The organism is Polaromonas sp. YR568 (assembly GCF_943372955.1).
Taxonomy (GTDB): Bacteria; Pseudomonadota; Gammaproteobacteria; order Burkholderiales; family Burkholderiaceae_C; genus Polaromonas.
Genome location: NZ_CALSAL010000008.1, coordinates 26,282 through 49,175, shown reverse-complemented (window position 1 = coordinate 49,175; position 22,894 = coordinate 26,282). Strand labels below are relative to the sequence as shown.

Annotated in this window: 20 protein-coding genes; 10 read left to right on the top strand and 10 right to left on the bottom strand. The window is 66.1% G+C overall.

The features are described 5' to 3' along the window. Nucleotides 1-82: 82 nt before the first annotated feature. Nucleotides 83-991, top strand: coding sequence for a phosphoribosylaminoimidazolesuccinocarboxamide synthase (locus AAG793_RS14915; RefSeq protein WP_341909559.1), 909 nt, complete (start codon nucleotides 83-85; stop codon nucleotides 989-991). 108 nt (nucleotides 992-1,099) lie between these two features. Here AAG793_RS14915 and trxA read toward each other — a convergent pair whose 3' ends face one another. Beyond that, the gene (gene trxA, locus AAG793_RS14910) at nucleotides 1,100-1,999 is read right to left on the bottom strand and encodes a thioredoxin (RefSeq protein ID WP_341909557.1); all 900 of its coding nucleotides are present in this window, start codon (nucleotides 1,997-1,999) and stop codon (nucleotides 1,100-1,102) included. 186 nt (nucleotides 2,000-2,185) lie between these two features. Between trxA and purE the strand changes: the two genes are divergently transcribed. From purE to AAG793_RS14890, 4 genes are read left to right on the top strand one after another with little or no spacing between them, the layout of a single operon-like run. Then, a complete protein-coding gene (gene purE / locus AAG793_RS14905; protein WP_341909555.1) occupies nucleotides 2,186-2,695 on the top strand; it encodes a 5-(carboxyamino)imidazole ribonucleotide mutase in 510 nt (169 codons plus the stop codon). After that, on the top strand, nucleotides 2,692-3,945 hold the full coding sequence (locus tag AAG793_RS14900; protein WP_341909553.1) for a 5-(carboxyamino)imidazole ribonucleotide synthase: 1,254 nt from the start codon (nucleotides 2,692-2,694) through the stop codon (nucleotides 3,943-3,945). Before purE ends, AAG793_RS14900 begins: the two co-directional genes overlap by 4 nt. Before the next feature lie 7 nt (nucleotides 3,946-3,952). After that, entirely contained in the window at nucleotides 3,953-4,963 is a 1,011-nt protein-coding gene (locus AAG793_RS14895) for an L-threonylcarbamoyladenylate synthase (RefSeq protein ID WP_341909551.1), read from the top strand. Between the two features lie 24 nt (nucleotides 4,964-4,987). Next, a complete protein-coding gene (locus AAG793_RS14890; protein WP_341909549.1) occupies nucleotides 4,988-5,368 on the top strand; it encodes an MliC family protein in 381 nt (126 codons plus the stop codon). A gap of 12 nt (nucleotides 5,369-5,380) precedes the next feature. On the opposite strand, the gene AAG793_RS14885 is transcribed toward AAG793_RS14890, so the two are convergent. Together AAG793_RS14885 and dacB are read right to left on the bottom strand one after the other, a co-directional pair. Next, nucleotides 5,381-5,644: a SemiSWEET transporter gene (locus AAG793_RS14885; RefSeq protein ID WP_341909546.1), complete on the bottom strand. Its 264-nt coding sequence runs from the start codon at nucleotides 5,642-5,644 to the stop codon at nucleotides 5,381-5,383. After that, the gene (dacB, locus tag AAG793_RS14880; protein WP_341909544.1) at nucleotides 5,641-7,122 is read right to left on the bottom strand and encodes a D-alanyl-D-alanine carboxypeptidase/D-alanyl-D-alanine-endopeptidase; all 1,482 of its coding nucleotides are present in this window, start codon (nucleotides 7,120-7,122) and stop codon (nucleotides 5,641-5,643) included. Before dacB ends, AAG793_RS14885 begins: the two co-directional genes overlap by 4 nt. A gap of 57 nt (nucleotides 7,123-7,179) precedes the next feature. Between dacB and tsaB the strand changes: the two genes are divergently transcribed. Genes tsaB through AAG793_RS14865 form a run of 3 tightly spaced genes read left to right on the top strand, consistent with a single transcriptional unit; the run spans nucleotide 7,180 to nucleotide 9,218 of the window. After that, nucleotides 7,180-7,938 (top strand): tRNA (adenosine(37)-N6)-threonylcarbamoyltransferase complex dimerization subunit type 1 TsaB, encoded by a 759-nt coding sequence (tsaB, locus tag AAG793_RS14875; protein ID WP_341909541.1) that lies wholly within the window; start codon nucleotides 7,180-7,182, stop codon nucleotides 7,936-7,938. 13 nt (nucleotides 7,939-7,951) lie between these two features. Then, nucleotides 7,952-8,431 carry a ribosomal protein S18-alanine N-acetyltransferase gene (gene rimI / locus AAG793_RS14870; protein ID WP_341909539.1) on the top strand — a complete coding sequence of 160 codons (480 nt, stop codon included), beginning with the start codon at nucleotides 7,952-7,954 and terminating at the stop codon, nucleotides 8,429-8,431. 34 nt (nucleotides 8,432-8,465) lie between these two features. Continuing rightward, complete coding sequence (locus AAG793_RS14865; RefSeq protein ID WP_341909537.1) at nucleotides 8,466-9,218, top strand: uracil-DNA glycosylase family protein; 753 nt, start codon at nucleotides 8,466-8,468, stop codon at nucleotides 9,216-9,218. A gap of 21 nt (nucleotides 9,219-9,239) precedes the next feature. On the opposite strand, the gene AAG793_RS14860 is transcribed toward AAG793_RS14865, so the two are convergent. After that, on the bottom strand, nucleotides 9,240-10,124 hold the full coding sequence (locus AAG793_RS14860) for a DMT family transporter (protein ID WP_341909535.1): 885 nt from the start codon (nucleotides 10,122-10,124) through the stop codon (nucleotides 9,240-9,242). A 138-nt stretch (nucleotides 10,125-10,262) separates the two neighbouring features. On the opposite strand from AAG793_RS14860, the gene pyrF reads away from it, so the two are divergent. Beyond that, entirely contained in the window at nucleotides 10,263-11,093 is an 831-nt protein-coding gene (pyrF, locus tag AAG793_RS14855) for an orotidine-5'-phosphate decarboxylase (protein WP_341909533.1), read from the top strand. Nucleotides 11,094-11,105: 12 nt separating this feature from the next. On the opposite strand, the gene AAG793_RS14850 is transcribed toward pyrF, so the two are convergent. From AAG793_RS14850 to uvrA, 5 genes are all read right to left on the bottom strand, one after another. Then, nucleotides 11,106-13,199: a hypothetical protein gene (locus tag AAG793_RS14850; RefSeq protein ID WP_341909531.1), complete on the bottom strand. Its 2,094-nt coding sequence runs from the start codon at nucleotides 13,197-13,199 to the stop codon at nucleotides 11,106-11,108. 212 nt (nucleotides 13,200-13,411) lie between these two features. Further along, nucleotides 13,412-14,317, bottom strand: a complete 906-nt coding sequence (locus tag AAG793_RS14845; RefSeq protein ID WP_341909529.1) for an EamA family transporter — start codon at nucleotides 14,315-14,317, stop codon at nucleotides 13,412-13,414. Nucleotides 14,318-14,363: 46 nt separating this feature from the next. Further along, on the bottom strand, nucleotides 14,364-14,813 hold the full coding sequence (locus AAG793_RS14840) for an acyl-CoA thioesterase (RefSeq protein WP_341909527.1): 450 nt from the start codon (nucleotides 14,811-14,813) through the stop codon (nucleotides 14,364-14,366). Nucleotides 14,814-14,872: 59 nt separating this feature from the next. Then, nucleotides 14,873-16,588, bottom strand: a complete 1,716-nt coding sequence (locus AAG793_RS14835) for a 7TM diverse intracellular signaling domain-containing protein (RefSeq protein ID WP_341909524.1) — start codon at nucleotides 16,586-16,588, stop codon at nucleotides 14,873-14,875. A gap of 312 nt (nucleotides 16,589-16,900) precedes the next feature. After that, nucleotides 16,901-19,888 (bottom strand): excinuclease ABC subunit UvrA, encoded by a 2,988-nt coding sequence (gene uvrA, locus AAG793_RS14830; protein WP_341909522.1) that lies wholly within the window; start codon nucleotides 19,886-19,888, stop codon nucleotides 16,901-16,903. Nucleotides 19,889-20,189: 301 nt separating this feature from the next. Between uvrA and AAG793_RS14825 the strand changes: the two genes are divergently transcribed. Next, on the top strand, nucleotides 20,190-21,371 hold the full coding sequence (locus AAG793_RS14825; RefSeq protein ID WP_341909520.1) for an MFS transporter: 1,182 nt from the start codon (nucleotides 20,190-20,192) through the stop codon (nucleotides 21,369-21,371). Nucleotides 21,372-21,389: 18 nt separating this feature from the next. Here the strand turns inward: AAG793_RS14825 and AAG793_RS14820 are convergent, their stop codons facing one another. After that, nucleotides 21,390-22,751: a chloride channel protein gene (locus AAG793_RS14820; protein ID WP_341909517.1), complete on the bottom strand. Its 1,362-nt coding sequence runs from the start codon at nucleotides 22,749-22,751 to the stop codon at nucleotides 21,390-21,392. Between the last annotated feature and the right edge of the window lie 143 nt (nucleotides 22,752-22,894).

Here is a 22,894-nt window from a genome sequence, read left to right as displayed (position 1 = left end):
GGCTGGCAAGGAACCTTGCGATAATTGAAAGCCCGTGGACTCCCACCGAGTCCCACGGGCTTTTTACTTTGATGACCTCACCATGACCCAAGCGCTTCACACCTCCGCCCTCACTTCCCTGCCCCTGCTGGCCCGCGGCAAGGTTCGCGACAACTACGCGGTGGGCAAAGACCGCTTGCTGATGGTGGCCAGTGACCGGCTGAGTGCGTTCGATGTGATTCTGGGTGAGCCGATTCCCGGCAAGGGCGCGCTGCTGACGCAGATGGCGCTGTTCTGGTTCGACAAGCTCGGCCACCTCTGTCCCAACCACCTCACTGGCGAATCGCCCGAGAGCGCGGTGACGCCTGCAGAGCTGCCGCAGGTGGTGGGCCGCTCCATGCTGGTCAAGCGGCTCAAGCCGATTCCGGTCGAGGCAGTGGTGCGGGGTTATCTGGCCGGCAGCGGCTGGAAGGAATACCAAGAGAGCCAGGCAGTGTGCGGCGTCCCGCTGCCACCCGGCCTGAAGAATGCCGGCAGGCTGCCCGAGCCGATCTTCACGCCGGCCGCCAAGGCGGAAGTGGGCGAGCACGACGAGAACATCAGCTACGAACAGGTGGTCAAGGTGGTCGGCCCCGAAATGGCCGCGAAGATCCGGGACATCAGCATCGCCATCTACAAGGCGGCAGCCGCCTTTGCGCTGACCAAGGGCATCATCATTGCCGACACCAAGTTCGAGTTCGGCCTGGATGAGAACGGCACGCTCACGCTGATGGACGAGGTGCTGACGCCCGACTCGTCACGCTACTGGCCAGTCGAGGGCTACGAAGCCGCCTACGCTGCAGGCGAAAACCCGCCCAGCTACGACAAGCAGTTTGTGCGCGACTGGCTGGAGTCGGTTCGCATCAACGGCAAGCCCTGGGACAAGACACCACCGGCGCCGCATCTGCCGAGCGACGTGGTCACCAAGACGGCTGCCAAGTACCAGGAAGCCTTGACCCGATTGATTAGTTGAATACCCCTGTCTCGGCTCACTTCGTGTAGCCGGAACCCCCTCAAGGGGGCAACATCTGCGGCCCGGCTGAGCCGGTTCCGCGATGTTTTGGCACGGGAACTTCTTCTCTTAGCTCAGGATGACGCTACTGAGGCGCCGGCGGTAGGTCGCTACCGTCGGGTCTTCCGGCGGAATCTGGCCGTCGGCGACTTTGGGTTTCGGGGCTTCCATGACGTCGAGCACGGCGATGTAGGTTTTCCGGGCCAGGTCTTCGGACCAGGTCTTGTCGCGCATCAGGATGTCGAGCAACTCGTCCAGCGCGTCGGTCCATCGTCCTGCGGCGGTCAGGTATTTCGCCTTGTCAAAGCGGGCCTCAAAGTCGCGCTTGTTGCCGGCAATCCGCGCGTCTAGTGCGGCAACGGCCGCTGCCGCGTCGGGGCTGGCGGCCGCGAAGTCGATGGCGTTCATCCAGCGCTGCAGTGAATCAAAGCGACGCACCACGCCGGTCTGCGCAATCACTGGCGCAAATGCCACCTTGGCATCGTCCAGCCTGCCCAGCTGGATCAACAGCTTGATGTAATCGAAACGGGCGTTGTCGTCGGCCGGGTTGGTGGCGACGGTGTGCTGCAGTTTTTCCAGCGCGGCTTCCGGGTCGGCGGCAGGGTCGGGCAGCGCTTCTTCGGCTTCGGGTGGTGCCTCTGGCGCGGGGGGCAGGTGCTTGTCGAGAAACTCCTTGACCTTGCCTTCGGGCAGCGCGCCAGCAAAGCCGTCGACCGGCTGGCCGTTCATCATCAGGATGCAGGTCGGAATGCTGCGGATGCCGAAGGCCGCGCCCAGCTGCTGCTCCTGGTCGGAGTCGATCTTCACCAGCTTGAAGCGACCGCCATACGCCACCTCGACCTTCTCCAGAATCGGCCCGAGCGACTTGCAGGGCCCGCACCAGGGCGCCCAGAAGTCGATCAGCACGGGGGTGGTCATGGAAGCGGCAACCACTTCCTGTTCAAAATTGGCGAGGGTAACGTCGATCATGGTGGGTCAGAGCTGAGGCTGTTCAGGGTATTTTCAAGCGCGGCGCGGTGCCGCAGCCTGCGGGGCAGACGATAGCATGGGCCCAGCCCTTAAAATCAGGCGTCTCGCCGCATGGCGCGCCACCCCGGCCTTATCGGCCTTATCGACCTTATCTCTGGTTCGGGCTTCATCGGGCACAAGGCATTTATGACCACAAACAACAATCCGGCTGCACCTCTCGTGGGTGTGGTGATGGGCTCCAGCAGCGACTGGGACACCATGCAGCACGCGGTTCAGATCCTCACCCACTTCGGTGTGGCGCACGAGGCCCGCGTGGTCTCGGCGCACCGCATGCCCGACGCGCTGTTCGCCTATGCCGAGGAAGCCTCTGGCCGTGGTCTGCAGGTCATCATTGCCGGTGCGGGCGGCGCAGCTCATCTGCCCGGCATGCTGGCCGCCAAAACCGCCGTGCCGGTGCTGGGTGTGCCGGTGGCCAGCAAGCATCTGCAGGGCGTCGATTCACTGCACAGCATTGTCCAGATGCCCAAAGGCATTCCGGTGGCCACCTTCGCCATCGGCAATGCCGGTGCGGCCAACGCGGCGCTGTTCGCGGTGGCCCAGCTGGCCCTGCACGACAAGGCGCTGGCCGCCAAGCTCGACGCCTATCGCGCCGAACAGACCGCCGCAGCCAGCGCCATGACGCTGCCGCCGGCATGAGTCTTCCCGAGGGCTTGCCGATGTTCCCCGGCACCGCGTCGGCCACAGGCCAGGGCGCCACCTTGGGTGTCATGGGCGGCGGCCAGCTCGGCCGCATGTTTGTGCATGCGGCGCAGCGGCTCGGCTACTTCACGGCGGTGCTGGACCCGGACCCGCAAAGCCCGGCCGGCCAGGTCAGCCACCACCACATCCAGACCGGCTACAGCGACGCGGCAGGGCTGGCGCAGCTGGCCACGCTGTGCGGGGCAGTGACCACTGAATTTGAGAACGTGCCTGCCGATGCGCTGAAGGCCCTGGCCGCACGCATTCCGGTGGCGCCGGGTGCGGCTGCCGTGGCGATTGCGCAGGACCGCGTGCAGGAGAAATCGCATTTCACCGCTACTGCCGATGAAGCGGGCAGCCAGCCCGGCGCGCTGGCCGGTGTGACCTGTGCGCCCTATGCGGTGATTGAAACCACGGCCCAGTTGCAGGCCGTGCCAGCGCAGTTGTTGCCCGGCATCCTGAAAACCGCCCGCATGGGTTACGACGGCAAGGGCCAGGTGCGGGTGAAAGACGCCGCCGCGCTGGCAGCGGCCTGGGCCGACCTGAAGCAGGTGCCCTGCGTGCTCGAAAAAATGCTGCCACTCAAAGCCGAGTGCTCGGTGATCGTGGCGCGCGGCTGGGACGGGCAGATGGTGAGCTTCGCGCCGCAGTTCAATGTGCATGTCGATGGCATCCTGGCGGTGACGGCCGCGTACGCCGGCAACATGCCGCCAGCCCTGGCCGAGCGCGCAAGCGCCGCGACCCGGGCGATTGCCGAGCATGTCGGCTATGTCGGCGTGCTGTGCGTGGAGTTCTTCCTCATCGACGACGGCAGCGCCGACGGTGCGCTGGTCGTCAACGAAATGGCGCCGCGCCCGCACAACAGTGGCCACTACACCATCGACGCCTGCGATGTGTCGCAGTTCGATCTGCAGGTGCATGCGATGGCCGGTCTGCCTCTGCCCCAGCCGCGCCAGCATTCACCGGCCATCATGCTCAACCTGCTGGGCGATGTCTGGTTCGACGCGCAGGGTCGTGCCCGCACGCCAGACTGGCAGGCCGTCCTGGCCTTGCCCGGCGCCCATCTGCACCTCTACGGCAAGACCGAGGCGCGGCGTGGCCGCAAGATGGGCCACCTCAACATCACGGCGGCGGACGTGGCCACGGTGAAAGCCACCGCCCGTCGCGCGGCGCAGATTCTGGGCCTGCCCGGACTCGAGGCGCTGTAGGCCCACCATGGTTCTCCCCGGCAGCGACCCGAGCGCCATTGCAGAGGCCGCGCGCTGCATCCAGTCCGGCGGCCTGGTCGGCTTTCCGACCGAAACCGTCTACGGCCTGGGCGCAGACGCCGCCAGCGATGCGGCGGTGGCCGGCATCTTTGCCGCCAAGGGGCGGCCGGCCGATCACCCGCTGATCGTGCATGTCGCCAGCGCAGAGCAGGTGGCGGCTTACGCCAGTGCCATTCCGCCCTTTGCGGCGCGCCTGATGCAGGCTTTCTGGCCCGGCCCGCTCACCGTGATCCTGCCGCGTCGCGCTGGCGTCGCGACAGCCACCGCCGGCGGGCAGGACTCGATTGGCCTGCGTTGCCCGAACCATCCGGTGGCGCTGGCGTTTCTGTGGGCCTGCCTCGAACGCGGCGTGACGGGTGTGGCCGGCCCCAGCGCCAACCGATTTGGCCGCGTCAGCCCGACCACCGCGCAGCATGTGCAGCAGGAGTTCGGTGACGGCCTGCTGGTGCTGGACGGTGGCCCGTGCGATGTCGGCATCGAATCGAGTATTGTTGATTGCACCCGTGGCCGACCAGTACTGCTACGCCCCGGTGTATTGACCCGCAACCAACTCGCGGCGGCCTGCGGCGAGGCGGTGCTGGACAAGGACGAACTGGTGGCAGAGGCGGGCGCCACACCGCGTGCTGCACCGAGGGCATCGGGCACCCTGGAGGCGCACTACGCACCGGACGCCAAGGTGCGTCTGATGAATGCCGCCGGCATCCAGACCGCGCTGGATTTGCTGGGCCCCGATGCAGCGCACCTGGCCGTGTATGCCCGCAGCGTGGTGCGCATCCAATCCGACAAGGTGCTGTACCGCCGCATGCCCGACGACGCGCTGGCCACCGCGCAGCAATTGTTTGCGGTGCTGCGCGAGTTCGATGCCAAAGGCGTCAAGCTGATCTGGATCGAGCCGCCACCGCCTGATGTGGCATGGGACGGCGTCCGTGACCGGCTCGCCCGGGCGGCCGCGAGCTGATTTTTCCCGCAAAGGAGGGCGTCCATGTCAACAACCGTCTGCCGTACAGCCGCCACTGCAGCGCTGTCCCTGCTTCTGGGCTGGCCTGTGGTCTCGTGGTCCCAGGCGCTCGCCGCTGCGGGCTTCAACTCATCGTCAGTCAGTTACCTTTGTGCCGGCGGCAAGCGCCTGCAGGTGGTCTATCTCAACATCAACGACGGACCCTCGTTTGCGACCTTGCAGTACCGCGGGCGCATGGTGCTGATGAAGACCCTGCCCACCGGTTCCGGTGCCACCTATGGCTCGGTTGACGAGGCGCTGGGTTACCTGTGGCGTACCAAGAGCGCGGAGGGCCACCTGTATCAGCGCATGTCTGGTGGCTCGGGTGAAGAGAAAGTGCTGCTGCGGGATTGCCGCGAACGCTGAACCGGTTGCGGCTCAGCGCCGGCTGCCGTACACCAGCTTCATGCCGAGGATTGCCATCGCCAGCAGCAGCGTGATGCCGTTGGCCACCACGATGGGCCAGGCGCCCACCATCCAGCCATAGGCCAGCCACAGGGCCACACCCAGCGTGAAGGCGCTGTACATGCCCAGCGAGATACCGCTCACATCGCGGGTGCGAAAGGTCAGCCAGGCCTGCGGGGCAAAGCTCAGCGTGGTCAGCGTGGCGGCGATGTAGCCAACCGTGTCGGTCCAGTTCATGGGTTGCCTTCTTTCACGGCCCAGTCGACCAGGGCTTCCAGCGCCGGGCGCGCCGCCGGTGCGTTCGGGTGGTTGATGATGGCCACCACCACCAGGCGCCTGCCGCTGGGGGTGTGCACATAACCGGCCAGCGCGGTGCTGTCGCGCAGCGTGCCGCTTTTCAGGTGGGCCCAGCCCTGCGCGGTGCGTGATCTGCTGCGCCTCAAGGTGCCGTCCACGCCGACGATGGGCAGAGAAGCCATCAACTCCGGCATGGCGCCGGACAGATAGGCCGTCTGCAGCATGCGCGCCAGGCTTTGCGGCGTGGCCCGCTCGCTGCGCGACAGGCCCGATCCGTTGTCGAGCAGCGGCGGCTCCGCGTCACCAAAACGCTCGCGCCACCAGACGCGAACCACCTCGCGCGAGGCGGCGTAACTTGCGGCCGTGTCCGGGCTGCCGTTACGCGGGCGCAGGCTGAGCGTGAGGAACAGCTGCTGCGCCATCACGTTGTTGCTGAACTTGTTGATGTCGCGGATCACCTCGGTCAGCGTGGGCGAGACGACTTCAAACGCCGGCTTCAGGCCAGGCGCAGCGCGTCCTTCGCGGGCACGGCCGCCGAGTTTGCCGCCCATTTCGGCCCACATGCCGGCGATGGCGCGCTCGGCGTAGCTGGCCGGATCGGCATAGGCCAAGGGCCAGACTTTCTCGCCACAGCCGACCGGGTAGCTGCCGTTAAAGACGATGCGGAACGGGTCCGAAAAATCGGCCTTGAGCATTCCCCGGTAGTCGCCGCAGTCGCTGGCAGCGCCGTTCTGACTGGCAGTCAATGGCACGCTGGAGGGCGTTTGCACATTGGCCAGTGGCGGCTCGAAGTTCACGCTGGCGGTGCCGTTGCCGGGGTTGGGCACAAAGGTCATCACCACCGACTTGTAGTTCAGCAGCAGCGCGTCGGGCGAGGCGTTGTAGGGCCGCAGCGGTTCGCCGTCAAAGTCACCCGGATTCGGCGCGCTGACGGCAAAGGCACTGCGGTCCAGCAGGATGTCGCCAGTGATGGTCTTGATGCCCAGCCCCTGCACCCGGCGCAGCAGCAGCCACAGGCGCTCCTGCACCAGCTTCGGGTCGCCCCGGCCCTGGATGATGAGGTTGCCCTGCAGCACGCCGTTGCTGATCGGCCCGTCCACATACACCGGGGTGTTCCAGGTGTAGGCCGGGCCCAGCAGCTCCAGCCCGGCGTAAGTGGTCACCAGCTTCATCACCGATGCGGGATTCACCGCAACGCTGGCGCGGTGGCTCAGCAGGGGAGTTGATTTGCCGGCCAGTGCGGGCGCGGCGTCGACCACGATGGCGGCGAGCGCCTCACGCGGCACCTTGGCGCGGGCCAGTTGGGCCTCGACTTCCGGCGGCAGGGCCTGCGCTGTCGCCCAACCGCTCGCCAGCCACAGGGCCAGCGGGATGAACAGGCCAGCAGAGGGCCGTGTGCGGCTCAGGGGAATCGTCATGGGCGGATTATCCGTGCAGCGCCAGCCGGGAAGTTCCGACACGGGATAATCGTGCGAATGCCCGCCGCTCCGAAACTGCTCGCCTTTGACACCAGCACCGACCGCCTGTCGATTGCCGTGAGCGATGGCGTGCGCACGTGGTCGCACAGCGGCCCGGGCGGAGCTCAGGCCTCGACCTCGCTGATTCCGGCCATCCTGTCGCTGCTGGCCGAGGCGGGGCTGTCCATCGACGGGCTTGATGCCATTGTGTTCGGCCGCGGGCCGGGTTCCTTCACCGGGTTGCGCACGGCGTGTGCGGTGGCGCAGGGCCTGGCCTTTGGTGCCCGGCAAGGGGCCGGTGTGCCAGTGCTGCCGGTCGACACGCTGATGGCGGTGGCCGAAGAAGCCCGCTGGCTTGAAAGCGCTTCTGATGCCAATTCCTTGAAGCTGCCGTGGCGCGTGACCGCCCTGCTCGACGCCCGCATGGACGAGATGTATATGCAAGGCTTTGAATTTGTGGGTGACGTGTGCCGCTCGCTGGGCAATGGCGAACTGGTCTGCCCGGAATCGCTGCAGCCTGACCCCGCCAGCGACTGCTGGGCCGGCAATGTGTTCACGGTATATGCAGACCGCCTGCCCTCTGCATTGGCGGCCGCGCGGCAGCGCGAGGCACTGCCGACGGCCACTGCGCTGCTGCGCCTGGCGCCGGCGCTGATGGCGGCGGGCCAGTGCGTCGATGCAGCGCTTGCCCTGCCGTTGTATGTTCGGGATAAAGTGGCCCAGACGACCGAAGAGCGCGAGCAGCTCAAAGCTGCGAAGCTTGCCAGCGTTTCCTGACCTCACCATGCCCATGAACGCCGTCCTCCAACCGCTTGAAGCGCAGTTCGAACCCATGACGCCCGCGTCGCTGGAGGCGGTGCTGCGGGTGGAGAACAGCGCCTACGCGCATCCATGGTCGCACGGCAATTTCACCGACTCGCTGAATGCGGGCTACCACGCGCAGCTGCTGTGCGGCGGCGCCATGCCCGAAGGCGAACTGCTCGGTTACTTTGTCGCCATGAAGGGCGTGGACGAGGTGCATTTGCTCAACATCACCGTGGCGCCGGCACACCAGCGCCAGGGCTGGGCCCGCGTGATGCTGGACGCGCTGGCCCTGTGGTCGCGCGGGCAGGGCGCGCAGTGGCTGTGGCTGGAAGTGCGCGTGAGCAACGCCCGCGCCAAGGCCGTGTATGAGCAGTACGGTTTTCGCCATGTTGGCACGCGCCGCCATTACTACCCTGCCCAGGGCGGGCAGCGCGAAGACGCCATCGTCATGAGCTTGGCGCTGTGAACGACACCAGCCCTCCATCGAAAAGCACCACTCCATGAGCCTGCAACTCGACAAACGCCACCGCGCCATGCTGCGCGAGATGGGCGTGCGCGTGTGGTTGCCCATGGCACCCCCGGCGGCTGACTTGCCAGCGGAGCCCTCCATTGCGACGGCGCCCGAGACAGTGGCCACGCCGGTTCGTTCTGCGCCGACAGCACCGGTGCGACCCGTGGTGGCCGCACCGGCAGCCGTGCCCGCATCGGCAAGCGCGCCGCTCCCCAGTTCAAGCACCGACACCGCCAGCGCTACCGCAGCGTGGGCCCTGGGCGCGCCCACCGCGCTGTATGCCGCAGCCGCACCCTCCACCGGCCCGCGCTGGCTGGTGCTGGTGGAGGCGCCGCAGGCGGTGCTGGCGCGCAAACCCTTCCAGCCCTTTGAGGGCGATGCCGGCAAGCTGCTCGACAACATGCTGCGCGCCGCGCGTCTGCATCAGGGTGCCACGGTGCATCTGGCGCCGCTGGCGCGTCTTGGTTCGGCGGCTGAACCGTCAGCTGCATTGGGCTCCGCCTTGCCGGAATTGATGGCGTCATTTCAGCCCGATGTGCTGCTCGTGATGGGCCGGCTGGCCGGTCAGGCGGTGGTCGGTTCGGGCGAGCCCTTTGGCAGGCTGCGTGGGCAGGTGCACACGGTGCAGGGCGTGCGTACCGTGCTCACCTACGACGCCACCTACCTGCTGCGCAGTCCGGCTGACAAGGCCCGTGCGTGGGACGATTTGTGTCTGGTGCTCACCGTCGCCGCGGGGCGTTGACGGGCTTTACGGGTTTGATGGTCAATTCTTTCCGCTGCGGCTGGGCGCCAGCACCGAGGCGATAGCCACCACCATCAGCGCCACGGCTGCCCAGTCCTGCCAGTGCAGCACTTCGCCGAGCCAGAGCGCGCCCGAAAACACACCGAGTACCGGAATCATCATCACGCTCAACGTCGAAGCCACCGGTGGCAGGTCACGCGCCAGCGAGAACCATGCAGCGTGGGCAAAGCCGAAGATCAGCACGGCGTTGTAGACGATGGCGCCCCAGGTGGCGGCAGACGGCGCTTTCCATTGCGACGATTCAAATACGGCGCCGAGCACCGTGAGCATCACCGCCGTCATGGCGGTCATCCAGAACGACAGCGTGAGGGTGGCCGCTGGAATGGTGGTGCGCCGCAGCAGCTGGGTGCCCAGCGCCCAGGTCGCTGCAGCCACCAGCGCCAGCAGTACGGCAACCGGCTTGCCCGACAGGTCGGTCAACTCGAACCACAGCAGCAGCGTCACGCCGACTGCAGCTGCCAGCACGCCGAGCCAGCTGCGGCGCTGCAGCTGCGTACCGAACACCCACGCGCCCAGCAGCGCCGAGAAAATCGGCATGGTGTAACCGAGGATGGCCGCGCGTCCGCTGCTGAGCTGCTTGATGGCAATGATGATCAGCGCATGCCACACCAGCATATTGGCCGCCGCCAGCCAGAACAGCTCGCGGTAGCGTTCACGCGGAACAGTAAACGGCACCTTCATCAGCACCAGCGCCACACCGAGCACCGGCAAGCCGATCCAGATCGAGATGGCGCGGAAGGTCAGTGGCGGGTAGTCGGTGATGCCGAGCTTCATCACCGGCCAGTTGAAACCCCACACCAGCGTGAGAAGAATCAGCAGGGTCAGTTGGCGGCGTGTGAGTTGCATGAAGTTATTGTGCCCCCACGCTCCCCCACTTCGTGTGGGTCGCTGCCCCGCCGAGGGGGCCGTCCGCCTGTGTCCCGGCTAAGCCGGTTCCACGGCTCCGCTGGGTTAAGGGGGAGCCCTGACTTACTACAATGAGGAATGACTTTTCTTGACATGCTGGCAGCGGCGGAGCGCCAGAACCAATCGATGCTGTGCGTGGGCCTGGACCCGGAGCCCACGAAGTTTCCCGGTGCGTTCAAGGGCGACGCCAACAAGATTTACGACTTCTGCGCGGCCATTGTCGATGCCACGGCTGACCTCGTGATTGCGTTCAAGCCGCAGATTGCCTACTTCGCCGCCCACCGCGCCGAAGGCCAGCTGGAGCGCCTGATGGAACACATGCGCCGCGTGGCGCCACAGGTGCCCATCATTCTTGACGCCAAGCGCGGCGACATCGGCAGCACGGCCGAGCAGTACGCGAAGGAAGCGTTTGAGCGCTATGGCGCTGACGCGGTCACGCTGTCGCCCTTCATGGGCTTTGATTCGGTGGCGCCATATTTGAAGTACGAAGGCAAAGGCGCGTTCCTGCTGTGCCGCACCTCCAACCCCGGCGGTGACGACCTGCAGAACCAGCGCTTCGCTTCGGTGGAAGGTCAGCCCCTGTTGTATGAGCATGTGGCCCGCCTCGCGCAGGGGCCGTGGAACCTCAATGGCCAGCTCGGTCTGGTGGTGGGCGCCACCTACCCCGCCGAAATCGAGCGGGTGCGCGCAGTGGCGCCCACGCTGCCGCTGCTGATTCCCGGCGTGGGTGCGCAAGGCGGCGACGCGGTGGCGACGGTGCGCGCGGGCTGGAAGCCTGGCGCGCCCATCATCGTCAATTCCTCGCGTGCCGTGTTGTATGCATCGTCTGGCGACGATTTTGCGGCGGCAGCGCGGCGCGAAGCGGTCAAGACGCGCGACATGCTGCAGGCGGCTCGCCCCACCGCGTAACTTTCCGCCGCATCAGCGCGCGTAGGCTGAAAAGCGTGCGCGGTGGGTGTTGCCTGCACGAATGATCCAGTGGTCGCCGCCGTCGGCGATGGTGACGCTGCCATCGTCGGTGCGGGGCAAGTCCGCATAGCGCGCCTTCGGGAGTCGCCAGACCATCTCGCTGAGGCTGCCCGGGTGGCTGGCCTCAAACTGCGACAAACCACCGGCCACACGCTGCTCCCGCCACTGCACCGCCATGCGCGTGGTCATGAAGTCGGCCAGTCGCGGCATGGTGTACCACTGGAAGCGGCTCGGTCCCTGCGCCCTGGCATGTGTCAGCAGATCCTGCAGAACCGTGGGCCACACATTGGCGCCGTTGGGGTGCACGTACACCATGCGCGTGGTGTGGTGGCTCACGGCGAAATCCACCAGATCGCGGTACCAGTCTTCCACCGCCTGCTGGGGCACCTTGTTGACCTGGAACTCCTCAAAGGTCGCGTAGTAGCCGGCCGGCGTGACCGGGAACACCCACAGCGCTGGATTGCGCAGCCGGCCGTCGCGGTATTGCCGGGTGGGGCCGAGGCCGGTGTGCCCGGCGAAGTAGGCCGCCACCACGCCTTGCTGCTCCAGCCAGTCCATGGCCCAGGTCGGGTTGTTGCCGACCGGTGGCGAGTACTGGCGAACCAGCGGGCCCAGCAGCTTGTCGGCGGCGGTTTTGAGTGAGCGCACCACCGGCAGGAAGAAAGCCGGCGTGCCGTCGGGGGTCGGGCTTCTGAGGCCCAGCCATTCGCGCAGCGGGTTGCCCACAGTCTGCTGGATGACCTGCATATTGGCCTGCAGATAGGGCAGATACAGCGCGCTGTTGGCTTCGGTGGCGTTCAGTCCGTAGTCGTCGTGGTTCCAGCCGCCGTGGCTGCCGATGGCATGACCACGCGCAGAAAAGCGCCGCAGCATGTTCTGTGCAATCGGGTTCTGCGGCAGGTTCCAGCCTTTGCCGTCGCCAGTGGTCACCGCGTCGGGGCCGGCGGTCATGTCGATGGAGAAAGGGCCATCGTCGAAGATGCCCAGCTTCTCCAGCTGCAGCGAGGGCTGCTGCGCGGCGAAAGAGTCGAGGTGCCAGTTCAGCGTCAGGCCAGCCACGCCATTGGGCACCGCCGAAAGCTGGGCCATGTTCAGCACCCGGGTGGCGAAATAGTGCAGAAAGCCGTGCATCGGCAGCGCATCGGTGCGTGCCACTTTCAGGTAAGTCAGCGGCAGGTTCACGAACAGCACCTTGCCGCGCCCCAGCGTGTGAAGGCCAGCCACCAGCCCGGCTTCACGCGAGGCCGCCAGCGTGGTGCCATTGAATGCGCCCTGCGTGACAAAGCTGGAGTACACCAGCCCGCCAGTCAGGTAGCCGCTGTAGACCTCCAGGGCATCAGACGCACTCTGCGGTGCGCTGCTGCGGGGCGGGTAGGTTGCGAGCAAGCCCATGCTGTCAGTGCCCGCGTTCACTGCTGATGCCGGTGATGTATCCGCCGGGTTGACGTCGGCCATGGATTTGCCAGGCGGCACCTGCAGGGCGCGCAGCGTGCTGCGCATGGCCACCACCTTGCCGATGGCGGTGCTTTTTTCGCGCAGGGCATCGTAGAGGCCGTAATCGACGCCGGCTAGGTCGCTCAGGCGTGACCGGGGGATCGAGTAGGTGGGTTTCTGGTTGCCATCGAGTTTGAAAATGCCGAAGTCATAGGTGAGCAGCGTGTGGCCGCCTGCCTGGGTGTAGCGGCGCACGGCTTGCAGCAGCGCGTCGGTCGCCACGGTGTGCATCTGGTCGGGCAGCACCAGCCCGGCGTACTGGAGTGCGGCGGGGCCGAGTGCGAGGAAGTCGGCATCGGTCACGGGCAGCATGCGCACACCGGTTTCCGAGGCGGCATCCAGCCATGCGGTGACACTGGGCGCATCGAGCAGCTGGCCGTCCGGCACGAGCAGCAGCAGCACGCCGGGGTCGTGCGGCGCCGAGGCGATACCCGACGGCTTGGGCGCTGCCGCGGTGTCGGCCACTCTTGCGGGCGGGTCCTGGCAAGCGCTCAGACCGATCACCAGAAACAGGCTGCAGCAGGCCGTGCGCCAGGTCGCTGGAATCATCATGCCGGAGGCTTTGGAGGGATGGAAAAAAAGAGCATCCCGCAATGTAGGTGCCTGCAGTGCCTGCGCGCGCCAGCGCGGCGAGGGTACGGCTGTAGTCCGATGCGCCTAGAGCAGATCGTGTGCGTTTGTGGGTGCAGTTACTGTGCGCCAGCGTACGGTGCTGCCGCTTGGCATGCGGCAAGTTTCTGGCAAATCCTCGGCAGACAGACTGTTCAGGTGCGTCCGAGTCGCCCGCCCAGCATCACACACACCAGCGCCGCGACCACCAGCGCGATGCCGGCCCATTGCCAGGGGGTGATCACCTCGCCCAGCACCAGCATGCCGGTGGCCAGCCCCACCACCGGCACGCCGAGGCTGAACGGGGCCACGCGATTGGCCGGATGCCGCTTGAGCAGGCCGGTCCACAGGCTGTAGCCGATGATGGTGGCGACCCAGCCGAGGTAAGCCACGGCCAGCCAGCTGGAGGTGCGCGCCTCCAGCCATTGCCAGCGTGTGGCCTCTGGATCAAACGCGTACGACAGCGCCACAAAAGGCAGCACCGCAACCGAGCTGCTCCACACCACAAATGAGATCGGCGAGTAGGTCACCGCCTCCTGCTGTGCGCGACGCGCGACGATGTTGGACATTGCCCACATGGCAGCAGCGCCCAGCGTCAGCACAAAACCCAGCGCAGTGGTGCCCCCCGCGTGGCCAGCGCCGAGGTAGTTGGCGGCAAAGCAGGCGAGCCCCAGCGCAGCCAGCACCAGTCCGGCCTGCAGCGGGCGACTGGCGCGCTCACGCAGCAGCACAAAGCCGAACAGTGCCGTGAAAAACACCTGGGTTTGCAGGAGCACCGAGGCCAGCGCCGCCGTCATGCCGACCTGCAGTGCGATGAACAGGATGCCGAATTGCCCCACACCCTGCAACAGGCCATAAAGCAGCAGCCACTTCACCGGAACCTTGGGCGGCCGGATGATCAGCACCAGCGGCAGCACCGCAAACACATAGCGCGCGGCGCCGAGCTGGAAGGGCGTGAAGTCGCGCAGGGCGTACTTCATCACGACGAAATTCACGCCCCACAGCACCACCACAGTCAGGGCGGCCGCGAAGTCGCGCCCGGTCAAGGCGGCAGGTGGCATGGACAAGCGATCGGGTGGCAGGGGGAACTGCGGAAATGGGGCTGGGTCAGGCTGCGGGCTGCTGGGCCCGGGCCAGGTCCAGATGCGCCTTGACCTGCTGGGCCAGCGCCATGTCGCCCGGTGTTTCAGGCAGCCACGGCTCGACAGCAATGGTGTTGCCGGCCGGGTCCACCGCGACAAACACCACCACGCATTCGGTGATGACCTGCATCTGGCCGGTCTTCATGTCGCCGGCGCGCACTTCCACTGCGATGTTCATGCTGGTGCGGCCGGTGTAGGCGAGCCGTGCCTCGACCTCGACCAGGTCGCCGATCATGATGGGGCGCTGAAAGCGGATGGTGCCCACCGAGACGGTGACGCAATAGCGCTTGGCCCAGCGGGTGGCGCAGGCATAGCCGGCCTCATCAATCCACTTCATCACGGTGCCGCCGTGCACCTTGCCACCAAAGTTGACGGTGTTGGGTTCGGCCAGAAAGCGCAGGGTGATGGAGGACATGGCAGGAGGGGGTGAATCAGTCAGGGAGGGCTATTTTCACCCAGATGGCGCGCTGCCGGTCACTGGGACGACGGCGGCACGCTCTGCAAATCGAGCGTGAAGATGTTTTTGCGGTAGTCGGGTGCCGCTTCCATCAGCAGCCGGTTGAGCTGCGCCATCGCGTCTTCCGGGGTCTGGGCCTGCAGTGGCACCACGATCACGGCGATCTTGGGTTTGAGCACCAGACCAACCGGCATGCCGGGAAAAGGCGCAATGCAGCGGGCCAGAATCTTGGTGGCCATGCCGGTGATGCGGTCTGCAGGCACCGGCCCCTCCACCAGCAGGCCAAAGCGGGCGTCGCCCAGCCGCGCGACGGTGTCCACGTCACGCATGATGTTGGTCAGGCGGCCGGCCAGACGCAGGATCACTTTCAGTGTGTTGCGCCGGCCGAAGTCGTCGAAGATTTCGGCGCGGTTAGCCACATCCATCACCACCACGGCGCTTTGCTGGTTGAGGCGGATCGAGCGCTCGATCATGCTGCGCATGCGGTGCATGAACACCAGATCGTTGATCAGGCCGGTGGCCGGGTCGACCCGGTCAATCTGCGAAATGCGCCGCTGGTAGTCGCGCCGTTCCTGGCCCCGCAGCATCAGCACAAAGAAGACGAAAGGAATCGCGATGCCAGCCGAGAGCGGCGCGGCGTACTCGGTCACCAGGCTGGCGCCCACCCAGCCGGCGGCGTGGACCATGCTCACCGTCAGTGCGGCCAGCAGCGGCGCAAAGCCGACCAGCAGCCAGCCGGCAAACCGGTCGCCGCTGGCCAGCGCCCACACCGTGGCCGCGGTGCACAGCAGGGCCGCCACCACACAGGCCGACGCGGCAATCAGCATGCGGGCCGGATTGTCTGCGGCATACACGCTGGCGCCAATGCCCAGCGCCACCAGCGCCAGCGACCAGAAGGCAGCGTACAGCCACGGCTTGCGGGCCCGCAGCGAGATCGACTGCGCGGTGAAGACCAGCAGCGGCGCCAGACTGAGTACCGGCATCACGTAGCGCGATGCATCGTTCCACTGCGCCAGCTGCGGCCACAGATGCATGCCGCCCACCCCCTGGTCACTGGCAATCGCCACGGTCAGCATCACCGTCCAGAGGCCAAAGGCCGCATGGGCCAGATCGCGCAGCGCCAGCGAGGTGAACAGCGCGAAGCCGGCCACCATCATCAGCAGGCCGAAATAGAAGCCATACACCATCGAGCGGCCCTGCAGGCTGGTGCTCAGGCCGCTTTCGTTTTCAAAGGCAATTGGTACATAAAAGCGCTGCCGGTTCTCGATGCGCAGCGCATACACCGACAGGTCTTCTGCCGACACACTGAGTGGAAACACCGGGTAGATGTTGGGCAGCGGCCAGTCGGCCACCGGCATCAGGTCGCCGGCCTTCTGCACGCCCCAGTTGTCGTCGTTTCCACGCGTGTAGAGCGTCACGCTGTCGAGCCCGGGGGTGGTGAGCTTGAGGTACCAGCGCTCTGCATCTGGCGCGGCTGGAATGCTGAACCGCACCCACAGCACCGCGCCCGGCGGCAGGTCGTACTGGCGCCAGGGCCCGGTCGGGGTGAACTGGGTCAGCGGCATGCCAACGATGTCAGCGATGGTTTTTTTACCCGTTTCGTCGATCAGCGCGTCGCCCCAGTCGAGCATGGTCACAGGCTGGCGAAGCTCGTCGAGGTCAAGAATCTGGCGTGCCTGGGCCGTCTGAAAGAACAGCCCCAGCGCGAGCGCGAGCAGCCAGTGCCACAGCACTCCGGCGCGGCGTGACCGCGCTGAGCTTGCTCGGGCCTTTTCGGCCCCCTGGGTGTTGGATTGGTTTACGTTTGTCACGATTGGTTACTACATTACCGCCGGACAACAAAACTATCAACTGATATGCATCAAACCAACGCGAAACCAACCTAATCCGCATAGGTGACCGGTAAAGGTGCACAGGCATCGGTCACGGCCTGCCCCGGCGCCTGCCTTGTGCAGGGACCTGGATGGAAGGGGATTGAATGACCGCCGGGCCGGACGACGACTGCGACGCAATTCGCGTGCCCGGTCGCGAGCCGGGTCGGCGGATCAGAGGTCGAGCATCCGGCGCAGGTAGCGCCCGGTGTGGCTGGCCGGGTTGGCGGCGATGTCTTCGGGCGTTCCCACGCCGACCACGGTGCCGCCGCCAGCGCCGCCTTCCGGACCCATGTCGATCAGCCAGTCGGCGGTCTTGATGACGTCCAGGTTGTGCTCGATGACGACGATGGTGTTGCCCGCATCGCGCAGCTGGTGCAGCACCTTGAGCAGCAGGTCGATGTCGGCAAAGTGCAGCCCGGTGGTGGGCTCATCGAGGATGTAGAGCGTGCGGCCGGTGTCGCGCTTGCTCAGTTCCAGCGCCAACTTGACGCGCTGCGCCTCGCCGCCCGAGAGCGTCGTCGCGGCCTGGCCCAGCTTGATGTAAGACAGGCCCACATCCAGCAGCGTGTGCAGCTTGCGCGCAATCGTCGGCACCGCCTTGAAGAACTCGGCCGCCGCTTCCACCGTGAGGTCGAGAATCTGCGCGATGTTCTTGCCCTTGTACTGCACTTCCAGCGTTTCGCGGTTGTAGCGCATGCCCTTGCAGACGTCGCAGGGCACGTACACGTCAGGCAGGAAGTGCATTTCGACCTTCACCACGCCATCGCCCTGGCAGGCCTCGCAGCGGCCACCGGCGACGTTGAAGGAAAAGCGCCCGGCGCCGTAACCGCGTTCGCGTGCGGTGTTCATCTCGGCCATCAGCTCGCGGATCGGCGTGAAGAGGCCGGTGTAGGTGGCCGGGTTGCTGCGCGGCGTGCGGCCAATCGGGCTCTGGTCGACGTTGATGACCTTGTCGAAGTGCTCGATGCCCTCAATGCTGTCGTGCGCGGCGGGTTCTTCATGTGCGCGGTACAACGTGCGGGCGACGGCGGTGTACAGCGTGTCGTTGACCAGCGTGGACTTGCCGGAGCCCGAAACACCGGTCACACAGGTCAGCAGGCCGACCGGGAACTCCACGCTCACGCCTTTGAGGTTGTGGCCGGTGGCGTTGATGACGCGTAGCGCCTGCATGTCGCCCAGCGTGGCCTGGTGCACCGCCTCGCGCGCGGCACGCCGCTCGGCAGCTGGGCTTTGCGGAAAGCGCGAAGCCTTTTTCTTCTCGGCCGCCTGCTGGGCCTTCACGGTGGGCAGCCAGGGTGTGCGACGACTGGGCACCGCAATCTTCAGCACCTGGGCCAGGTACTTGCCGGTCAGCGAGTCGGGGTGGGCCTGCACTTCTTCAAAGGTGCCCTGTGCCATCACACGTCCGCCGTGGATGCCGGCGCCCGGCCCCATGTCGATCACATGGTCAGCGGCGCGGATCATGTCCTCGTCGTGTTCCACCACCAGCACGCTGTTGCCGATATCGCGCAGGTGTTTGAGCGTACCGATCAGGCGGTCGTTGTCGCGCTGGTGCAGGCCGATGCTGGGCTCGTCCAGCACATACATCACGCCGGTCAGGCCCGAGCCGATCTGCGACGCCAGCCGGATGCGCTGTGACTCGCCACCCGAAAGCGTTTCGGCGCTGCGGTCCAGGCTCAGGTAATTCAGGCCTACGTCGTTCAGGAACTTCAGGCGCAGGCCAATCTCGCGCACCACCTTGGCGGCAATCTCGGCCTTGGCACCCTGCATGGTCAGGGTGTTGAAGTAGTCAAAGCACTCGCGCAGGGTGATGCGGCTGATTTCAAAAATCGCCTTGCGGTGTGGAGTCGCCGTTCCGTCGCTGTTCGGTGACGGGGCGCCGACCAGGTACACATGGCGTGCCTCGCGCCGCAGCCTTGTGCCCTGGCAGTCAGGGCAAGGCTGCACGCCGCGGTAGCGGGCCAGTTCTTCGCGTACGGCGGACGAGTCAGTCTCGCGGTAGCGGCGCTCGAAGTTGGTGATCACGCCCTCAAACGCATGTTTCTTGGTGACCCGCTTGCCGGCCGAGTTACCCGAATCCATCACGTAGCTGAACTTGATTTCCTCATCGCCGGAGCCGTACAGCACCACCTGCCGCACGCTGTCAGGCAGGTCTTCAAACGCGCCTTCAATGTCGAACTGGTAGTGCTTGGCCAGGCTCTCCAGCATCGAGAAGTAGTAGCCGTTGCGCCGGTCCCAGCCCTTCACGGCGCCGCTCGCCAGACTCAGCGACGGAAACGCCACCACGCGTGACGGGTCAAAAAACTCCCGGTGGCCGAGGCCGTCGCAGCTCGGGCAGGCGCCGACTGGCGAGTTGAAGGAAAAGAGCCGTGGCTCCATCTCGCTCAGGCTGTAGCTGCAGACCGGGCACGAAAACTTGGCGCTGAACAGGTGTTCCTTGCCGGTGTCCATCTCCAGCGCAATCGCTTTGCCGTCGGCCAGCCGCAGGGCAGCCTCGAAGCTCTCGGCCAGGCGCTGCTGCATGTCGGCACGCACCTTGATGCGGTCAATCACCACGTCGATGTCGTGCTTCTCGTTCTTCTTGAGCTTGGGCAGCTCGTCAAACTCGTACGCCGTGCCATTGATGCGAAAGCGCACATAGCCATGGGCCTGCATTTCGGTAAACACATCGGCAAACTCGCCCTTGCGGTCGCGCGCCACCGGCGCGAGGATCATCAGCTTGGTGTCTTCGGGCAGTGCCAGCACATGGTCCACCATCTCACTGACGCTTTGCGCCTGCAGCGGCAGATCGTGGTCCGGGCAATAGGGCGTGCCAGCGCGGGCGAACAGCAGGCGCAGGTAATCGTGGATTTCGGTGACCGTGCCCACGGTGGACCGCGGGTTGTGCGAGGTGGCTTTCTGCTCAATCGAAATCGCGGGCGACAGGCCTTCGATCATGTCGACGTCGGGCTTGTCCATCAGCTGCAGAAACTGCCGCGCATAGGTCGACAGGCTCTCGACATAGCGCCGCTGCCCCTCGGCATACAGCGTGTCAAAGGCGAGGGACGATTTGCCCGAACCGCTCAGGCCGGTGATGACCACCAGCTGGTTGCGCGGAATGTCGAGGTCGATGTTCTTGAGGTTGTGCGTGCGTGCCCCTCTGATGCTGATTCTCTGCATGGGGAATACGCCCGCTCCTGCGGGGGGTGCAGGACGGTCTTTCGCCGCGCCGGCAGCGCGAGCTGCCTCGCGGGCCTCAAGGTATTTGCTGTCGTTGGGAGAGTTCACTGGAAAGGGTGCGCCGCAAAACCTTCCATCATAGAGCGTTGCGGTGTTTCAAGCACAATAGCCGCTGGGGCCCGTCGGGGAGCCGGGGCATTGGGCCTCGCCTTCCTGGGGGTGCTTGCCCACCCTGTTTTTCTCATCGCGTCGATCCACCGCCTTGGCTGCCATTCCCGTTCCGCCTGTTCCAGCGTCCGCCATGACCGCCACCGAGCGCCGTGCGAGCGTCTGGCTGTCGTCGATTTTTGCGCTGCGCATGCTGGGCCTGTTTCTGGTGCTACCGGTGTTCGTGCTGGAAGCGGCGCGTTACCCCGGCGGGCAGGACCCGGCGCTGGTGGGCCTGACCATGGGCCTGTTTGGCCTCACACAGGCCCTGCTGCAGATTCCCTTCGGCATGGCGTCCGATGCCTGGGGTCGCAAGCGGGTCATCGTGGTTGGCTTGCTGGTGTTTGCTGCGGGCAGCTTTGTAGCCGCAGCGGCACAGGACATCCACGGGCTGATGATTGGCCGCGCCTTGCAGGGCGCTGGTGCCATGTCGGCGGCGGTCACGGCCCTGCTGGCTGACCTGACCCGCGACGAGGTGCGCACCAAGGGTCTGGCGCTGCTGGGCGGCAGCATCGGCCTGATGTTTGCGCTGTCATTGGTGCTGGCGCCGCTGCTCAACACCCACATCGGGCTGTCGGGCCTGTTTGCCACCACCGGGCTGATGGCGCTGGCGGGCATCTTCATCACGCTGCGGCTGGTGCCGGCCGAGCCGCCCCAGCACAAGGACCTGCAGGGAGGCCGCTTCTGGGACGTGCTGCGCAACCGCGAACTGCTGGGCCTGAATTTCGGCGTGTTTGCGCTCAATGCCGTGCAGCTCGCGATGTGGGTTGCGGTGCCGGCGATGCTGGTGCAGGCCGGGCTGGACAAATCCCTGCACTGGCATGTGTACCTGCCGGCGGTGCTGGCGTCGTTTGTGGTGATGGGCGGCACGCTGTTTCCGATGGAGCGCCGTGGCCACTTGCGCGCCGTCTTGCTGGCGGCTATTGCCCTGCTGGCGCTGGTTCAACTGGGCTTTCTGGAAATCGCCGGTGCGCCAACGCTGTGGGGGCTGGCCACGCTGATCCTGCTGTTTTTCTGCAGTTTCAACATTCTCGAAGCCAGCCTGCCCAGTCTGGTGTCGCGCCTGATTCCTGCTTCGAGCCGCGGCTCGGCACTGGGCGTCTTCAACACAGCGCAATCGCTGGGCCTTTTCGCCGGTGGCGCGCTGGGCGGCCTGCTGCTCAAGAGCGGCGGCACCGGCGTGCTGTTCGGTGCCATGGCCGGGCTCTCGCTGCTGTGGTTGTTGCTGGCCTGGTGGTTGCTGCCAGCCCTGAAGCGCAAGCAAGCCTCGCACTGAACTTGCGCTGAGCGCCAGTCAATTGGGCGCAGGCCGTTCTGCCGCAGGCTGCGGCTCAGGTGCTGCGGCGCTTGTGGGAAGGCTGTTCACCAGATGCTGCGCCAGCGTTTCATACAGCGGCCGGCTCAGCAGCCGCGATACCAGGCTGGCCAACATGGCCGCCAGCATCAGGCTGAAGACCATGGCGCGGCCGTCGACCATTTCCATCACGATGATGAAGGCCGTCAACGGCGCCTGCGTCACCGCAGCCAGAAAAGCCGTCATGCCCATGGCAATCAACGCAGCGCCCAATTCAGGGCTGACCAGTTCTGCGACGTTGTGGCCCACGCCGGCGCCAATCGACAGCGAGGGCGCAAAAATACCGCCCGGCACACCGCACCACGCAGCGAGCCAGGTGGCGATGAACTTGAGCAGCACGTAGAGCGAAGGCACTTCTGTCTCGCCGGCCAGCATCTGCATCACCGCGCCAGAGCCGGCGCCAAAGGTGGCCCCCTGGCTCGCCAGGCCAATGACGGCAATCACCAGCCCGCCCGCCGCCGCAAAGCGCACCGGGTGGCGCTGGCGCCACTGGCTGATGCGGTCGGGCGAGCCGGTGAGCGAGGCCGCAAGCAGCCGCGAAAACACACCGCCCAGCAGCCCGCACAGCAGCGCCACCGCCAGACCGGGCAGCACCGCCGCCCAGCCCAGTGGCGGCACCTTGATGACGCCGAAATAGCTCACGTTGCCGAACACCGACACCCCGATCAGACCGGCCAGCACGATGGCCACGATGATCAGGCCGCTGCCGCGCATCGCCAGCTTGCGCGACAGCTCCTCGATGGCAAACACCACCCCGGCCAGCGGCGCGTTGAAGGCCGCCGCAATGCCAGCCGCACCACCCGCCACCAGCAGTGCGTGGGCGTTCATGCCCGACTCGGGCCGTATCCAGCGGCGTGCATGGTGCATCACGCCGGCTGCCACCTGCACCGATGGCCCTTCGCGGCCAATCGAGAGTCCGGCCAGCATGCCACCGGCCGCCAGCCCCATCTTGGCCAGCGCCAGCCGCAAGGACACAAAACGGCTGCGCGATTCTGGTGGCGTGGCCGGGTCCAGTGCCGCCATCACCTGCGGAATGCCCGAGCCCGCCGCGCCCGGAAAGTCGCGTCGTGTCAGCCAGACGATGGCTGCGGTCAGCGCAGGTGTCCAGAGCAGGACCAGCCATGGGTTGTAGCCGTAGAGCGCCTCGAACAGGCTGAAGCTCCAGTCGCTGAGCAGCGTGAAGGCCACCACCAGCAGACCGGCGGCCACTGCGTACATCAGCACCACGGCGCGGTCGAACCACAGGCGCCCGTTGGACAGCTCGGTCTGGAGGTTTTGCAGGAAATCCGGTTCGCGGTTCATGGCAGCCTGTTATTTTCACCGGGGGTGTGCAATAGCTGTGCCAGCGCCCTGCCGGCGTGCTGGCGAATGCGGCACAATCGTCGTTTTGGGCGGTGTCCGGGCCGGGTCTGGCGACCCCACCGGTCGGCGACAGCCCCGCAAGT

Excerpts from the sequence above, each read along its gene's own strand:
- AAG793_RS14885 (WP_341909546.1), bottom strand. The coding sequence starts at position 5,644 with ATGAACTGGACCGACACGGTTGGCTACATCGCCGCCACGCTGACCACG.
- AAG793_RS14890 (WP_341909549.1), top strand. The coding sequence starts at position 4,988 with ATGTCAACAACCGTCTGCCGTACAGCCGCCACTGCAGCGCTGTCCCTG.
- rimI (WP_341909539.1), top strand. The coding sequence starts at position 7,952 with ATGAACGCCGTCCTCCAACCGCTTGAAGCGCAGTTCGAACCCATGACG.
- AAG793_RS14895 (WP_341909551.1), top strand. The coding sequence starts at position 3,953 with ATGGTTCTCCCCGGCAGCGACCCGAGCGCCATTGCAGAGGCCGCGCGC.
- tsaB (WP_341909541.1), top strand. The coding sequence starts at position 7,180 with ATGCCCGCCGCTCCGAAACTGCTCGCCTTTGACACCAGCACCGACCGC.
- purE (WP_341909555.1), top strand. The coding sequence starts at position 2,186 with ATGACCACAAACAACAATCCGGCTGCACCTCTCGTGGGTGTGGTGATG.
- AAG793_RS14840 (WP_341909527.1), bottom strand. The coding sequence starts at position 14,813 with ATGTCCTCCATCACCCTGCGCTTTCTGGCCGAACCCAACACCGTCAAC.
- trxA (WP_341909557.1), bottom strand. The coding sequence starts at position 1,999 with ATGATCGACGTTACCCTCGCCAATTTTGAACAGGAAGTGGTTGCCGCT.
- AAG793_RS14900 (WP_341909553.1), top strand. The coding sequence starts at position 2,692 with ATGAGTCTTCCCGAGGGCTTGCCGATGTTCCCCGGCACCGCGTCGGCC.
- dacB (WP_341909544.1), bottom strand. The coding sequence starts at position 7,122 with ATGACGATTCCCCTGAGCCGCACACGGCCCTCTGCTGGCCTGTTCATC.
- AAG793_RS14865 (WP_341909537.1), top strand. The coding sequence starts at position 8,466 with ATGAGCCTGCAACTCGACAAACGCCACCGCGCCATGCTGCGCGAGATG.
- AAG793_RS14820 (WP_341909517.1), bottom strand. The coding sequence starts at position 22,751 with ATGAACCGCGAACCGGATTTCCTGCAAAACCTCCAGACCGAGCTGTCC.
- AAG793_RS14850 (WP_341909531.1), bottom strand. The coding sequence starts at position 13,199 with ATGATGATTCCAGCGACCTGGCGCACGGCCTGCTGCAGCCTGTTTCTG.
- pyrF (WP_341909533.1), top strand. The coding sequence starts at position 10,263 with ATGACTTTTCTTGACATGCTGGCAGCGGCGGAGCGCCAGAACCAATCG.
- uvrA (WP_341909522.1), bottom strand. The coding sequence starts at position 19,888 with ATGCAGAGAATCAGCATCAGAGGGGCACGCACGCACAACCTCAAGAAC.
- AAG793_RS14845 (WP_341909529.1), bottom strand. The coding sequence starts at position 14,317 with ATGCCACCTGCCGCCTTGACCGGGCGCGACTTCGCGGCCGCCCTGACT.
- AAG793_RS14915 (WP_341909559.1), top strand. The coding sequence starts at position 83 with ATGACCCAAGCGCTTCACACCTCCGCCCTCACTTCCCTGCCCCTGCTG.
- AAG793_RS14860 (WP_341909535.1), bottom strand. The coding sequence starts at position 10,124 with ATGCAACTCACACGCCGCCAACTGACCCTGCTGATTCTTCTCACGCTG.
- AAG793_RS14825 (WP_341909520.1), top strand. The coding sequence starts at position 20,190 with ATGACCGCCACCGAGCGCCGTGCGAGCGTCTGGCTGTCGTCGATTTTT.